The organism is Halorhabdus sp. CBA1104, assembly GCF_009690625.1.
GTDB lineage: Archaea > Halobacteriota > Halobacteria > Halobacteriales > Haloarculaceae > Halorhabdus.
The window spans coordinates 1,453,435-1,467,684 of record NZ_CP033878.1 but is presented as its reverse complement, the minus strand read 5'-3'; the positions used below and the strand labels follow the sequence as shown (position 1 = coordinate 1,467,684).

At 61.7% G+C, this 14,250-nt stretch carries 11 protein-coding genes; 3 read left to right on the top strand and 8 right to left on the bottom strand.

Translation table 11 applies throughout. From position 1 onward, the window contains the following. Positions 1 to 97 precede the first annotated feature (97 nt). Positions 98 to 1,114: a polymer-forming cytoskeletal protein gene (locus Hrd1104_RS07420; RefSeq protein WP_154552153.1), complete on the top strand. Its 1,017-nt coding sequence runs from the start codon at positions 98 to 100 to the stop codon at positions 1,112 to 1,114. Between the two features lie 131 nt (positions 1,115 to 1,245). On the opposite strand, the gene Hrd1104_RS07415 is transcribed toward Hrd1104_RS07420, so the two are convergent. From Hrd1104_RS07415 to Hrd1104_RS07395, 5 genes are all read right to left on the bottom strand, one after another. Next, positions 1,246 to 2,715 carry a methyl-accepting chemotaxis protein gene (locus Hrd1104_RS07415; protein WP_154552152.1) on the bottom strand — a complete coding sequence of 490 codons (1,470 nt, stop codon included), beginning with the start codon at positions 2,713 to 2,715 and terminating at the stop codon, positions 1,246 to 1,248. Positions 2,716 to 2,892: 177 nt separating this feature from the next. Further along, entirely contained in the window at positions 2,893 to 3,849 is a 957-nt protein-coding gene (locus Hrd1104_RS07410; protein WP_154552151.1) for a thiamine pyrophosphate-dependent enzyme, read from the bottom strand. Beyond that, positions 3,849 to 5,075, bottom strand: a complete 1,227-nt coding sequence (locus Hrd1104_RS07405; RefSeq protein ID WP_154552150.1) for a pyruvate ferredoxin oxidoreductase — start codon at positions 5,073 to 5,075, stop codon at positions 3,849 to 3,851. Before Hrd1104_RS07405 ends, Hrd1104_RS07410 begins: the two co-directional genes overlap by 1 nt. A gap of 1 nt (position 5,076) precedes the next feature. Continuing rightward, a complete protein-coding gene (locus Hrd1104_RS07400) occupies positions 5,077 to 5,370 on the bottom strand; it encodes a 4Fe-4S binding protein (protein ID WP_154552149.1) in 294 nt (97 codons plus the stop codon). Further along, positions 5,367 to 5,906, bottom strand: a complete 540-nt coding sequence (locus Hrd1104_RS07395) for a pyruvate ferredoxin oxidoreductase subunit gamma (protein ID WP_154552148.1) — start codon at positions 5,904 to 5,906, stop codon at positions 5,367 to 5,369. The genes Hrd1104_RS07400 and Hrd1104_RS07395 overlap by 4 nt, the downstream gene beginning before the upstream one ends. A 572-nt stretch (positions 5,907 to 6,478) precedes the next feature. On the opposite strand from Hrd1104_RS07395, the gene ppc reads away from it, so the two are divergent. Together ppc and Hrd1104_RS07385 are read left to right on the top strand one after the other, a co-directional pair. Then, entirely contained in the window at positions 6,479 to 9,175 is a 2,697-nt protein-coding gene (gene ppc / locus Hrd1104_RS07390) for a phosphoenolpyruvate carboxylase (protein ID WP_154552147.1), read from the top strand. A gap of 77 nt (positions 9,176 to 9,252) precedes the next feature. Further along, positions 9,253 to 9,702, top strand: coding sequence for a universal stress protein (locus Hrd1104_RS07385; protein ID WP_154552146.1), 450 nt, complete (start codon positions 9,253 to 9,255; stop codon positions 9,700 to 9,702). A 68-nt stretch (positions 9,703 to 9,770) separates the two neighbouring features. Here the strand turns inward: Hrd1104_RS07385 and Hrd1104_RS07380 are convergent, their stop codons facing one another. Genes Hrd1104_RS07380 through glpA form a run of 3 tightly spaced genes read right to left on the bottom strand, consistent with a single transcriptional unit; the run spans position 9,771 to position 14,154 of the window. After that, positions 9,771 to 11,138 carry an anaerobic glycerol-3-phosphate dehydrogenase subunit C gene (locus tag Hrd1104_RS07380; RefSeq protein WP_154552145.1) on the bottom strand — a complete coding sequence of 456 codons (1,368 nt, stop codon included), beginning with the start codon at positions 11,136 to 11,138 and terminating at the stop codon, positions 9,771 to 9,773. Positions 11,139 to 11,141: 3 nt separating this feature from the next. After that, positions 11,142 to 12,419: a glycerol-3-phosphate dehydrogenase subunit GlpB gene (glpB, locus tag Hrd1104_RS07375; RefSeq protein WP_154552144.1), complete on the bottom strand. Its 1,278-nt coding sequence runs from the start codon at positions 12,417 to 12,419 to the stop codon at positions 11,142 to 11,144. Further along, a complete protein-coding gene (glpA, locus tag Hrd1104_RS07370) occupies positions 12,409 to 14,154 on the bottom strand; it encodes an anaerobic glycerol-3-phosphate dehydrogenase subunit GlpA (RefSeq protein WP_154552143.1) in 1,746 nt (581 codons plus the stop codon). The genes glpB and glpA overlap by 11 nt, the downstream gene beginning before the upstream one ends. Positions 14,155 to 14,250: the final 96 nt, after the last annotated feature.

Below are 14,250 nucleotides of genomic sequence, written 5' to 3'. Positions count from 1 at the left end.
TCGACTCTACGTGTTCGTGGATAAAAGCATCGCGGAGTACCTCTCGACTCTCGTTGTCTCCGTCAGACGACCGTCAGACGCGGGCTTGGGGTTTAAGATGCCTGATTTCTCTTCTAGATGTGTGCTTCGATCGACGCCGCTCGAAGAACTCGCGATCCCCGACGGGACGACCGTCGAGGAGCACGATCTCGTCACCGACGGCGACGTGATCGTCGGCGGCCAGAGTACGGTCGAGTTCGGCGTTCGCGGCGAGACGGTCGTCGCTGGCGAGCGTGTCCGGTTTGGCGGCCACATCGAGGCCGCAAGTGACTGCCGACTCGACGTGTGGTCTGACGTCGAGGCAGATGTCTTGGTCGGCGGGGATGCCTATCTCGGCGAGCGGGTGCATATCGGTGGCGAGTTGAAAGTTGCCGGTGATCTGGATATCGGCGACGACGTCGAGATCGAAGACGGCTTCGAGGCAAACGGCTGGATCGTCATCCGGAACCCGATGCCGACGATCGTCTTCCTGTTTGTCTACCTCTCGCATTTGCTCCGGATGGGTGAACAGGAGGCTGCCCAAGAGACCCTCGAATCAGTCGTCGGTTCCGACTCCGAACACGACCCGCTGATCGTTCCGCGAAACGCCCACGTCAGCGACGACGCCTGGCGGGTTTCGGCACCCGCCTTGATCGGTGACGACTGTCGATTGCACGGCAATCTCCGCGCTGAGTCGCTCACGGTCGGCCGGGACACGACCGTCTTTGGCAGCCTCCGGGCGCGCGAGGACGTGACCGTTGGTCGGGCAACCGAAATCAAAGGTGACGTCACGACCCGCAGCGGGACGGTCCGGATCGGCCCTGGTGTCCACATCTGGGGAGACATTGCAGCCGAGAACGTCGAACTTCACGAGAATGCCACCGTCGAAGGGACGATCCGTGCTCGTGGCGAAATGGAACTGCACGCCACAGACGTGCTCGATGACGTCGACCAGACTGCCCAGGCGATGGCCAGCGCAGCCGAACGCTTAGCGGCCGAGGAGACTCTCCCGGCGGACGCACAGTCTCCCGATACCGCTGGCCCTACGCCGAGCGACGTCGAAGACACTGCCCCTGAATCGTCGCCGACCGAGTGACGATGGCGATAGGTATCCACGCCCCTGGCGTGTGAACACTCCGCACATATTACTGCAACTCTATTAGCAGCTAGCCGGTGATGAGTGATTCCGATCAAGACAAAGAAGCGATCCTCCCGGGAAGCCCGTCGTTACTCGGTGGTGTAGCGCTCGAACAGCGCCGAGAGCTGCTGGGCTCGCATGGTCAGCATCTTCGCGTTGACGTACATCTCGCCGAGGGCGAGGGTCTGCTCTTGGGCGATGGCAGCGACGTTCTCGGCTTCCTGCATGTTCTCGCGACTGACTTCGGCCGCACTGTCGGCGATACTGGCGACTTCTTCGGAGGAGGCTGCCTGATCGTCAGTGGCACTCGAAATCTCTTTGACCCCGCTGGAGGTGTCTTGGACGTAGTCGAGAATCGATTCTAGCGCTTGGAGGCCCTCGTCCATCGTCTCTTGGCCCTCCCCGACCGTCTCACGCATCGTCTGGATTTCCTCGACTGCCTGGGTGGTCTGGGCCTGGATGTCGTTGATGAGATCTTCGATCTCGTTGGTCGCGTCTTTGGTCTCTTCGGCGAGGCTCTTGACCTCGTCGGCAACGACCGTGAATCCGTTGTTATCGCCGCTCGATGCGTGGGCGGCCTCGATCGAGGCGTTCAGCGCAAGGATGTTCGTCTGTTCGGCGATATCGTCGATCAAGTCGACGATCTGTCCGACTTCACCCATCTGATCGTCGAGCGTCTCGACGGTCCCGACGACGGATTCGGTCTGCTCGTCGACCTCGTCCATCGCATCGCTGACGTCGCGGGCGGCCTCGATTCCTTCGACGGTTCGCTGTTCGGTCTGGTCTGCCTTCTCGGCGACTTCGTCTGATGAGGCCGCAATCTCTTCGATCGTCGCGGACATCTCGCTCATCTCGTCGGAGATCTGGTTGATCTGTCCGTGCTGCTCGTGGAAAGCGTCGGCGAGTTGCTGGACGCTGTCGGCCATGCTTTCGCTGGCCTCCCGGACGGCTTCTGTCGCCGTCGTCACCTGTTCGCTCGATCCCGAGACATCACCACTGAAGTCCCCCGCTGTTTCGATCGTTTGCTCGAAGGCGGCCGCCATCGCGTTGAACTCGGTTGCGAGTTCGTTGAGTGCCTCCGAAGGCGTCTCGGCGTCGAGCCGAACCGTGAGATCTCCATCGCTGGCCGCTTTGGCCGTTGTTGCACTCTGAGATAGGTACTCGTCGATATCCTCGATGGAGTCGACGCTCGTGGCGGCGACGCCACCATCCGGGGTCAGCGCCGTGACTCCAGACTGGGGTCCCCGCTCGCCTCTCGAACGAAGCGCTTCGAGTTCCGTCCGGGCATCGGCGAGTTGCTCTTCGAGGCTCGTCCGCTCGTCTTCGAGTTCTGTTACTCGCGAGCGTAACGTCTCGCGTGTCTTCGAGAGCGATTCGATCCGTCGCCGCTGGTCGAGAAACGCATAGCCGAGTACCATACTCGCGAGGACGAACCCACCACCGGCCAGGATTGGGTACAGTGACGGCGGGGCAACCACGGGAAGTACAGCCTGCCAAATCACGTGCAGGAGCTGGAATGAAACCACAGCACGAAGCTTCCGCGTGTGAGCATCAACCATACACGTATCTTAAAAGATGATGCATATATATTCTTCTACCACCGTTTCACATACTGATAGTGGCAGGCGCCCGTCCGTGCCGGTGGAGCCGTGGTGGCCAGCGCGATACACGAGTGGGTCGGGACGCTCTCCGGAGACGACAAAAAGGAAAATAGACGCGACTGATTGGGGGTCAGCTCAGGCGTCGAGACCGAGGTCTTCGGCCCGACCGTCGATCCACTCTTGGAGTGCTTCGATCGTTTCCTCTCCCTCTTCGCCTTCGAAGAGGTGCTTGAAGCGACCCTGGGTTTCGAGCCACTCCCGGACGGGCTTGCGGTCGCTGATCTTGTTGACGTTAGTGATCTCGCCGTTCTCCATCTCGAAGACCGGGAACAGCCCCGTTTCGACGGCTAGCTCGGCGAGTTCGACCGTCTTCGAGGACTCGTAGCTCCACCCGACCGGACACGGCGAGTAGACGTGCAGGAACTTCGGCCCGTCGATCTCAAGGGCCTTCTCGACTTTCTGCTTGAAGTCGTGGGGGTTCGAAATCGAGGCCGTCGCGACGTACTCGACGCCGTGGTCGGCCGCGATCGAAGCCATGTCCTTCTTGTTGGTGTCGTTCCCGATGCTCTCTGTCCCCGCCGGCGAGGTCGTCGTCGACGCGCCCAGTGGCGTCTGACTGGAGCGCTGGACGCCCGTGTTCATGTACGCCTCGTTGTCGTACATGATGTAGGTGACGTCGTGCCCACGTTCCATCATGCCAGACAGGGCACGGAAGCCAATGTCGGCCGTGGCACCGTCGCCACCGATCGCGATGATGTTGAGGTCGTCCTCGTCGCTGACATCGAGGTGATCGGGATCCCGGCGGTCGAACGACTGGTAGGCGGCCTCGACGCCGGCGGCCACCGAGGCAGCGTTTTCGAAGATGTTGTGGATGTAGCTCGTCCCCCAGGAACTCTCGGGGAACGGCGTCGAGACGACCTCCATACACCCCGTGGCGTTCGTGACGATCGTATTCGGTCCGGCCGCCTCGGTGATGTATTTCATCGCCAGGGCGGGACCACACCCGGCACAGGCGCGATGGCCCGGGTTCCACAGTTCCTCGCCGTGTTCCACCTCGTCGGTGAAGTCCTGATCTTGCAGGTCTGAACTCATTACTGATCGCCTCCGTTGAGGATTTCCTCACGCAGCTGGGGCCACGATTCCTGCTCTTCGAAGGTCATCGGGGCCGATGCTTCCATGGTTTCCTCGATCATCGTCCCGATCTCCGGGGCGTTGACGTCTCGGCCAGCCATGCCGATGACGAAGCTCTTGATCGGGGGCTGGTTCTCGGCGTGATACAGCGTGCCCTTGATCTCGCCGGCCAGCGCACTCTCGTAGCCGGGCGACATCTCCTTGGTCAGGACGCCGACGGCTTCGGCATCGCCCAAGGCCTCTCGCAGCTCTTCGGTCGGGAACGGGCGGTGGACGCGTGGTCGGACGAGGCCGACGTCGACACCCTCGGCGCGGTACTCGTCGATGACACCGCGGATCGTCCCGCAGATCGAGCCCAGCGCCACGAGCAGGTAATCAGCATCGCCGTGGTAGGTGTCGAGCATCCCGTTGTACTCGGTGTAGTCCCGGCCAAAGACCTCCTTGAACTCCTGGACGGTCTGGGCCCAGACGTCTTTCGACTCCATCATCGCTTCCTGGATCGCGTACCGTGTTTCCGTCCAGTGTTCGGGCCGGGCGAAAGCACCCATCGTCTTCGGATCCGACGGGTCGAGGGTGAACTCGGGGTCACGCGGGGGCAGGAACTCGCTGACCTCCTCTTCGCTGGGGATGTCCGCGGGTTCCTGAACGTGGGTCAGGATGAACCCGTCGAAGTTCGAGAGGACGGGCAGGTTGACCTGCTCGGCGACCCGAAAGCCCATCAGCACGTGGTCGATGGCTTCCTGGACGTCCTCGGCGTGGAACTGCAGCATGCCGCCGTCCCGCTCGGCGAAGGCGTCGGTGTGGTCGGCCCAGATCGACAGCGGGGCCGACAGCGACCGGTTGGCGACCGCCATCACGATCGGCAGGCGCATGCCAGCCGCCGTAAACAGCGGTTCGCTCATCAGTTTCAGGCCCTGACTGGACGTCGCCGAGAAGGCTCGTGCGCCAGCGGCCGACGCGCCAATACACGTCGAAGCGGCGTTGAATTCGCTGTCGACCTTGATGAACTCGCTGTCGAGTTGGCCGTCGGCAACCAGTTCCGAGAGCTTCTCGACGACCCCTGTCTGGGGCGTGATCGGGTACGCCGAGACGACGTCGGGGTCTGCGGCCATGACACCTTTCGCCACGGCCGAGGTACCCTTCATGACCTCCTGCTCGTCAGAGGGGTTCTGTTCTGCTTTGGCCATCTCACTTCACCTCCCGAACCATCTCGATGGCGTCAGTCGGGCAGACTTCCTCACAGATCCCACAGCCCTTGCAGTAATCGAGGTCGAATCCGTAGTAGTCCTCGCCTTCGACCGGCTTTGCCGCCTGGTCGGGACAGTACGTATCACACTGTCCGCAGGCGATACAGGCGTCGACATCGATGACGGGCTTGAACTGCCGCCACGAGCCCGTCTTGTTCACTCGGGAGGTGTTCGGTTCGACGACGGCACCGGTCGTGATCGTGAGGTTCTCGTATGGGTCGTCTGATTGGCTCATGCTGATACCTCCGTGAAGGCGTCGTTGGTCGCGGCGACGTTCTGCTCGCCGATCTCGCCGCCGAATTTCCGCGTAATGACTGCTTCGAGACTATCCTGGGACAGCAGGCCGGTCGCTCCGGCGAACGCGCCAAGCAGCGCGGTGTTCATGATCGGCTTGCCGAGGTGCTCTAAGGCGATCTCCGTCGCGTCGACCGTCACGACCTCGGCGTCAGTCTCGATGTCGACGTCCTCGGGGTCGTCGCTGGTGTTGATCAACACCAGACCGCCATCCGCGAGCCCCTCGGTGACGTCGACGTACTCCAGCAGACTCGTGTCCTGGACGATCACGTAGTCCGGCTCGTCGACCTGACTCCGGTCCGTGATCTTTTCTTCGTCGAAGCGAGTGAACGCCTCGACGGGTGCCCCTCGGCGTTCGACACCGAACGCCGGGAACGCCTGTGCCCACGTCCCCTCTTCGTGAGCTGCCTGTGCCAACAGTTGCGCCAGCGTTACCGAACCCTGGCCGCCACGTCCGTGAATCCGTATTTCATCCATCGTAATCACCTAAGTGCGCATTCAGTTCGCGGTGGGCTCCTGGCTGACCCCCTTTGTCGCGTCCAATTGCGTCATCGGTCATCAGAGAGTCCACCTACTTCTGTAGTATGTAACAAACAATAACTAAACCCTACCCCCATAATTCGGGGTGTTTAAGGGGGCGAGAATTGGTTTTTCACGATTTTATCGCAACGAATGTAACGAAGTCGGGGTTTTTCAAACGAACAATCATTACAGTAAATATCTGCATTCCTGCCGCCCTCTGTGGGTTTTGCGATATTTTCACGACGATCGCCGTACTGGCCTTTGCCAATCGTCGATCCCGCGATATAGGGGGTATGCCGTGTGGCCACGGCGTCGGTACCTCCCTGTCTCAGATCACTCCTTACCACCAGCGTGGCGGCATGAATATTCGGACGACAAATATATTTTTCTATATATGAACCTCATAGATCGTGGTAAATCTGGTAGCCAAATCGCAAGAAAGGGGCTTCACGAATCATTAATCAGGCCCTATCTTACATTCTTCCAATTCCGCTAGTGTTATACCGCTCGGACTATCACGGGGTGGTATGACTTTGCACGCCAGAGACCTCAACCAGGACGTCCGTGAACTGGGGGAACTTCTGGGAACTGTCATCGAAAGTCAAAGCTCGAGTGACGCATTCGATGTCGTCGAGACGATCCGGAACAACGCCATCGGGTACCGGCGTGGGGAGGCTGAGTCCCGTGAGCCAATCCACGACGAACTCGATCGGTTGTCTCCGGAGATGCAAGATGTCGTCGCCCGAGCGTTCACGACTTACTTCGAACTGGTCAACTTGGCCGAGGAGCGCGAACGCGTCCGCGAGGTCAGAGAGGGCGTCCAGAACGGCGAGCTCTCGGATACGGTCGGGAAAGCTGTCGAACAGTTGGCGGCCGAGGACGTCGATCCCGACACTGTCGAGGAAATTCTCGACGACGTCATCATCGAGCCGACGTTCACCGCCCATCCGACCGAAGCGCGTCGCAAGACGATCAAAGCCAAGCTCTGGTCGGTCGGGAAGATCATCCAGGACTTGGACGAGATCAGTTTCACGGAGCGGGAACAGCGACGGATCAAACGGGAACTCAGCGCCGAAGTGACGAGTCTCTGGCAGACGCCCCAGGTTCGTGATCGACGTCCCGACGTCACTGACGAGACGCTGAACATTCAGTGGTATCTCGAAAACAGCCTCTTCGACGTCATCAGTGAGGTCTACGACGAACTCGAACATGCTTTGGCAGAAACCTACGACGGCGAGGTCGACGTGCCAAAACTGTACGAGTTCCGGTCGTGGGCCGGCAGTGACCGTGACGGGAACCCATTCGTCACGCCCGAGGTCACGAAGGAGACGCTCGACCGCCAGCGCAGCGTCGTACTCGATCTGTATCGGGACGACCTCAAAAGCCTCTCCGGTGTGTTGAGCCAGGACGTCGAGAACCTGGAGATGAGCGAAGCCTTCGAGGAGAGTCTGGAGACCCACAAAGAACACCTCCCGGGCGTCGCCGACGAGATCGACGAGCGCTACCCGGACGAGCCCTACCGCCAGAAACTGAAGCTCATGCGCGAGAGTGTGCTTCGGGTCGATGACGTTCGGTCCGGCGAGTACGACGCCGATGGCCAACTCATCCGCGATCTAGAACTCATCGCCGAGAGCCTTCGGGCAAACAACGCCGAGGATATCGTCGAGGCGCACGTCGAGCCGCTGATCCGGAAGGTCGAGACCTTCGGGTTCACGCTTGCGAGTCTCGACCTGCGTGATCACCGCGGGAAACACACGAACGCGCTGAGTGAGACCCTCGATCGGGAGGGAATCGACTACGAGTCGATGGACGAAGACGAGCGTGTCGAGTTCCTAACTGAGGCAATTTTGCAGGACGATCAGGTTATCGACATCGAAGACACCGACGGCCTCTCCGAGGAGTCTGAAAAAGTCCTGACGCTGTTCTCCGAGGCGGCCGACTGGCAGCGGGAATACGGCGTCGACGCGATCGATACCTACGCGATCAGCTGGTTCGAAGAAGCCTCTCACGCCCTCGAAGTCCTCTTCCTGGGCGATCAGGCCGGCATCGTCGACCTGCCAGGGTACTGTGGGTTCGATATCGTGCCGCTGTTCGAAAGCGAGTACGCGCTGACGCGAGTCCGGGAGATGCTGAGCACGCTCTTCGAGAACGAGGCCTACAGCCAGGCCCTCGACGCTCGGGACAACATTCAGGAGATTCTGCTGGGGTACTCAGATTCCTCGAAGGAGAACGGCTACCTGGCTGCCAACTGGGAGCTGTACCGTAACCAAAAGCGGATGGCAGACATCTGTGACGATTTCGACGTCGACCTGCGGTTGTTCCACGGTCGTGGCGGTTCGATCTCTCGTGGCGGCGTGCCGATGCACGAAGCGATGCTCGCGTTGCCCAACGAGACAGTCAACGGCCAGATCAAGTTCACCGAGCAGGGCGAGGCCATCGCCGAGAAGTACGGGAATCCGGAGGTCGCCGAACGCAACCTCGAACAGATGCTCAACGCCCAGATCCTGGCCCGACACAACGCCATGGAGAACCCTGTCGAGGACATTCCGGACGAATGGATCGACGCCTTCCAGACGGCAGCTGACTACGCTAGCACGGAGTATCGCGATCTCTTAGAGACCGACGGCTTCGTCGAGTACTTCGAGCAGGCGACCCCGATCACGGTCATCGAAAACCTCAACATGGGATCGCGGCCGGCCTCCCGGAGCGAAGATCGTTCAGTCGAAGACCTCCGGGCCATCCCGTGGGTGTTCTCCTGGACGCAGGCTCGCTGTATCGTTCCCGGCTGGTACTCCGTTGCCACGGGCATCCAGGGATACCTCGACGACGGCGGCGACATGGAGACCCTCCAGCAAATGTACGAGGAGTGGCCGTACTTCGGGACGATCATCGACCACGCCGGGATGGCCTTGGCCAAGTCCGACATGGAGATTGCGACCGAGTACGCCAACCTGGCTGACGACGATATCCGTGAGCGCATCTTCCCCCGTATCCGCCAGGAATACGAGGAGTCAGTCTCACTCATTCAGGAGATCTCCGGCCAGCAAACGCTGCTCAACCGAAGTTGGCTCCAAGAGAACCTCGAGCGCCGTAATCCCTATGTCGACCCGCTGAATCTCCTTCAGATCCGTTTGCTCGCCCAGTCGCACTTAACTGAGACCGAGCGCCGTACGCTACGTTTGACCGTCCACGGTATCGCTGCCGGCATGAAGAACACCGGGTAGTCCTGTCTCGGTACTCGTTCTGGGTGGGTTGTCACGAGAACACGTAGTTTCTTATCATCCGGCTCGTATCTATAGCCATGACGCTCGAAACCGTTCTACTGGCCGTCGGGCCGAAAGATAGCGATCGTGCCGATGAACTCGCCGAAGCCGTCGTCGAAGTCGCCGGGCCGAGTGATGCGACCGTCGACCTCGTTCACGTGTTCACGCCGAGTGAGTTCGACGACGTGGTCGATCGGCTCGACTTCGATGAGCAAGCGACGGCCGACCCCTCCGAGGTCGCCCGTCGCCACGGAACGATAAAAGAACTGACAAACGTCCTCGACTCGGCGGGCATCGAGTACGATATCCGCGGCCGAAAGGGCGATCACGCGACCGAGATTGTCGACCACGCGGCCGAGATCGGGGCCGATCGGATCGTCGTCGGCGGAAGCAAACGCTCGCCCAGTGGGAAAGCAGTGTTTGGCAGCGTCGCTCAGGACATCATGCTCGATGCGTCCTGTCCGGTCACGTTCGTCAAAGGCGAGTAAGCGGCGGGTTTCCCGTCGATTCTACTGCGGTGTGGCCCGCTCGGCCAGACCGTCAGTGTTCGATTTGCTCACTGGAGGGCCGCATCGAGCACTTCGATCGGGTGTTTGATGTCGTAGCCGGTCCCGTGTTCCATCTGCATCGCACAGGTCGGACACTCGGTCATGCCGTGTTCGGCGTCGGCGTCCTCCATGTGTTCGAACATTTCCTCGCCGATCTCCATCGACGTCTCGTACTTTTCGCTCTTCCAGCCATAGGTGCCCGAGATCCCCGAACAGGAGTCGCCGACGTCGGTCACCTCGATGCCATCGACCGACTCGAACAACTCCAGTGCTTGTCGAGCCAGGCCCTGGTTACGTGAGTGACAGGGGGCGTGGTAGGCGACGTCCGGGAAGCCCTCGACGCTCGCGTCTTCGAGTTTCGAATCGAGATCTTCGTGGATGCGGAGGTACTCCAGGGCGTCGTAGGTGTGGGCAGCCACTTCGTGAATGCCGTCCAGATCGAACAGTTCTGGGTACTCCTGCCGGAGCGCTAGCGAACACGACGAACACGTACAGACGATGTCGTAGCCCTCCTCGATCGCGTTCCCGAGGTGCTCGACGTTGACTTTCGCGTGGCGTCGGGCGTCGTCCAGTCGGCCATTGGCGAACATCGGCGTCCCCGAACACTTCTGTTTCGGGACGGTGATCTCGTAGCCCAGAGACTCGTAGGTCCGGACCATTGCCTTTGCGACCTGGGTGGTGTTGTAATTCGAGTAACAGCCGTGGAAGTACGCCACCCGTTTGTCTTCGTTGTGAACCGTTGGGCCGCCTCGCTCTGCTCGCGCCTCCTGCGCTCGCTTCTTCGAGGCGGTTTCACCGCCTCGCTCTTCCCACCACTCTCTGAAGGTCTCGGTCGCAAAGGCGGGAAACTCCCGCTCGCTCGGAATCTTCAGGGCTTTCTCCATCACCCAGCGGACGGGGCCGAAGTTCATCATGAAGTTCGACGTTCTGGGTAGTTTCGAGGCCAGCCAGGCCGAGGTTCGGTAGTTGGCGAGGATGCGGTTGCGGATCTTCTTGATCGAGAGGGACTGGTCTTCCTGGACGTACTTGCCGCGGGCGGTGTTGTGCATCTGTCCCAGCGGGACGCCCGACGGACAGCCAGTGTCACACCGGAGGCAGTTGGAACACTTCGTCAGCGAGTCGTCGAGTTCGGTGTCGCCTTTCGTAGCGAGACGCCACTGTTCGGGCCCCTGGAACTGTGGTCCAGCGAAGTCGTCGTCGACTTCTGCGACGGGGCACTCGGCGTCGCAGGCGCCGACTTTCGTGCAGTTGTCTGCCCCGGAGCGTAGATCCATCTCCTCGCTACGCGGGAAGACCTCGGTCGGTTCGTACTCGCCGCGGTCGTCTGTCGATTCGATCGGCGCTGTCCCGTCGTCGGGTTGTTCTGCATCACTCATGGATTAGACCTCCGTTGCCGCACGTCGACCGGCCTCGTAGCCCGTTGCGATCGAGACGCCGCTGCCGGACTTCTCGGCCGCGTAATCGTACCCCTCGATCACCGCGCCAGCGGCCCGCAGATTCGGAAACTCCGCTGTCCCGTCGGCGTCGGTTGGGCGAAGCTGCTCGTCGACGGCGACGCCAAACCGGGCGAAGGGGTGATCGCCGAACGCTGCTTCGTCGAACCACTCGTAGCGATCTGTCGGGTGCGGGACGTGACAGCCAAACAGCGGCTCGGCGACCGCTTCACGGTCGGCTTCGATCCCCTGGCCGGCGACCCCTCCGGTCGCGAGGACGAACTGCTCGGCCGCGTAGGGGATCTTCTGTCCGGAGCGGTCCAGGAAGACCGAAGAGACTACGCCGTCGTCGGTCTCGGCGTCTACCACCGGACTGCCGATCTCGAAGTGGCCACCGGCTTCGTCCAGGGCGCCATACAGTCGCGATTCGAGGCGCTTTCCCAGGAGGCTCGGCGGCCCCATCGGGAGTTCGAACACGCGAGTATCCAGACGCTCGGTCAATTCTCGTCGTACTGCGTTAGGGTGGTCCTCACCCAGCACGGCCGGGAAGCCGACCCGCTCGACGCTCTCACAGTGTGGTTTGACCGCCTCGGCCACTGCCTCGCGGACTGTTACAGTTCGTCCTTCGTGGGTGAGTTCGGGGTTCTCGTCGAGAAGATGGGCGTAACGCGTCACTTTCGCGTCATCTCTGACGATTACGGGGAACTCGACCGTCGCCGCGCTCGTTTCGGCCGGAAGGCCCGTGTTATCGAGGTGGGCCGCGGCCGTGGCTGCGTCGAAGGCGGTCACCCGCTCGAACCCGACCAGCAGCATCGCCCGATCGTCGCTGGCCAGCCCCGGCGCGACGCTGTCCGGATACCGGGCCGTCGGTTTGATCGTGCCGCCGTAGGTCGGGACGAGGGCGTTGTCGTCAGTATGCTCGCCCCGGTACGTCTCACCCAGGATGTCGTCGACCATCGCCAGCCCGTCACGGACCGCCGACTCGCCGACGGTCGCGTACGGATGCCGGGCCGGCAATTCCCCTATCGCGTCGAACGGATCGACGAGCGGTCCGTCGCCGTCCGGTGTGTATCCCATGACGTCGAGGAGTCCGCTGGCGTGTCTGAGGGTGGTTTCGGACTCGCTGAGCAGGCGGACGTCGGCCCCCTCACGGGCCGCCCCGAGGGCCGTCGAGAGGCCGGCAATGCCGCCGCCGATGACGAGGACGTCTTGCTCAATCGCCACAGTGATCACCTCCGCCGTCGGTGGCGACCTCACCTGGCCCGGCGTCGTCGGCGTCACCCGGCACGCCGGGGCCAGTGTCGAACGCTCCGAAATCCAGGGCCTGGTCTTCACTCGCCGGGTCGTGGTCGCGGTTCATGGTGGTCGCGTGCATGGCGTAGGTGATCATCGCCTGGCCGAGTTGCTCACCCCAGAGGGCGTGGCGTTGACCCTTCCAGCGTTCCTGGTAGAGCTCGTCCAAGGCCGTCCGGGCCTGTCGTTCGTCGTATTCATCGTAGAGTTCGTTCGCCAGTCGGTGGGCACAGAACCCGCCCTGGCAGTTCCCCATCGAGGCCCGGGTTCGGATTCGGACCGCGTTGAGGTTACTTCCGGACTCGTCGATTGCGTCCCGTATCTCGGCGCGCGTCACGGCCTCACAGCCACAGACGACCGGGTTCGGATCGTCGGTGTCCAGCACCTCCTCGGTCCGGGAGCCGAGGCGTTCGGCGCTGCGCTTGCCGACCGGCGACCGCAGGCCGAACTCGTTCATCGCGGCCTCGATGGCACCCGCGTCTTCGCTTCCGGGAAGTGGCTCTTGGGCTGTCCGGCAGGCCGTGTCCACCCCACATTTCTCGGCGAGGTGGTCGACCAGTTGCTCGGCCATGAGGCGGTAGGTCGTCAGCTTTCCACCGACGATGGTCGTCAGCCCCGGTCGACCGTCGCGCTCGTCGTGATCGAGCAGGAAGAACTGGCGAGTGATGTCCGTCGGGTCGTCGGTACCGGTGTCGGGCGGTTCGTACAACGGTCGCACCCCCCAGAACGACCGGATGGTTCGTGCCTCTTCGAGGATCGGGACGAGTTTCCCGAGTTCTTCGATCATCAGGTCGACTTCCCACTGCTCTTCGGGGTACTGGGCGGGATCGCTGACTTCCTCGTCGGTCGTCCCGAGGATCGCCGTCGTCTCGTGGGGGACGACGATATCGGCATCGCCCTTGGGCTTACACCGGTTGATCACGGTGTCGACCTGCCGGACGTTCATGATCGTCATGACGCCTTTCGAGGGCCGGACTTCCACGTCCAGATCCGCCATGGCCGCGAGCTCGCCCGTCCAGGCCCCAGCCGCGTTGACGACGTGATCGGCTCGGATCTCCTCGACGGTCCCTTCGACCCCGTGGACGTGCTTGCCTGTGCCACTCTCGTGGGTGACTTCGACGCCGACGACTTCGCCGTCCTCGACTAGCAGGTCGGTTACTTCCGAGAATGTCTCGATGCGGGCGCCGTGGTTCTGAGCACTCTTGGCGTTGGCCACACAGAGTCGGAACGGATCGATCGCGGCGTCGGGTACCTCGATCGCCTTCTCGATGTCTTTCGCGAGATACGGTTCCTGTGCCCGTGCTTCGGCCGCCGTCAGTTCCGTCGCCGGGATCGAACACTCCCGTAAGCCCTCGAGTTTCTCTCGATAGTACTCCTCGGTGTCTTCGGGGCGTTTGACGAACAGGCCGCCGGTATCTTCGACGCAGTGGGTCGCGATGTCCCGGAGGATCATGTTCTCCTCGATACACTCGCGTGCGCTCTCCTGATCGGAGACAGCGTATCGGCCACCGCTGTGCAACAACCCGTGCATCCGGCCGGTCGTGCCGTGGGTGAGGTTGCCCTTCTCGAGGAGAGTTACGTCGAACCCACGCATCGCCGCGTCGCGGGCGATCCCGACACCTGTCGAACCGCCACCGACGACGACCACGTGTGGCGTAGATGTCATACGATATCCCAACCCACGGACCGAGATCACTTTACTGTTCTCACGTGACTGGGTGTCTGGTCGACAGTAGATATATTCGATAAACATTGGAAAGGC

Coding starts and splice junctions, on each gene's coding strand:
- Hrd1104_RS07400 (WP_154552149.1), bottom strand. CDS start 5,370: ATGAGCCAATCAGACGACCCATACGAGAACCTCACGATCACGACCGGT.
- Hrd1104_RS07405 (WP_154552150.1), bottom strand. CDS start 5,075: ATGGCCAAAGCAGAACAGAACCCCTCTGACGAGCAGGAGGTCATGAAG.
- glpA (WP_154552143.1), bottom strand. CDS start 14,154: ATGACATCTACGCCACACGTGGTCGTCGTCGGTGGCGGTTCGACAGGT.
- Hrd1104_RS07415 (WP_154552152.1), bottom strand. CDS start 2,715: ATGGTTGATGCTCACACGCGGAAGCTTCGTGCTGTGGTTTCATTCCAG.
- Hrd1104_RS07420 (WP_154552153.1), top strand. CDS start 98: ATGCCTGATTTCTCTTCTAGATGTGTGCTTCGATCGACGCCGCTCGAA.
- Hrd1104_RS07410 (WP_154552151.1), bottom strand. CDS start 3,849: ATGAGTTCAGACCTGCAAGATCAGGACTTCACCGACGAGGTGGAACAC.
- Hrd1104_RS07380 (WP_154552145.1), bottom strand. CDS start 11,138: ATGAGTGATGCAGAACAACCCGACGACGGGACAGCGCCGATCGAATCG.
- Hrd1104_RS07385 (WP_154552146.1), top strand. CDS start 9,253: ATGACGCTCGAAACCGTTCTACTGGCCGTCGGGCCGAAAGATAGCGAT.
- Hrd1104_RS07395 (WP_154552148.1), bottom strand. CDS start 5,906: ATGGATGAAATACGGATTCACGGACGTGGCGGCCAGGGTTCGGTAACG.
- ppc (WP_154552147.1), top strand. CDS start 6,479: ATGACTTTGCACGCCAGAGACCTCAACCAGGACGTCCGTGAACTGGGG.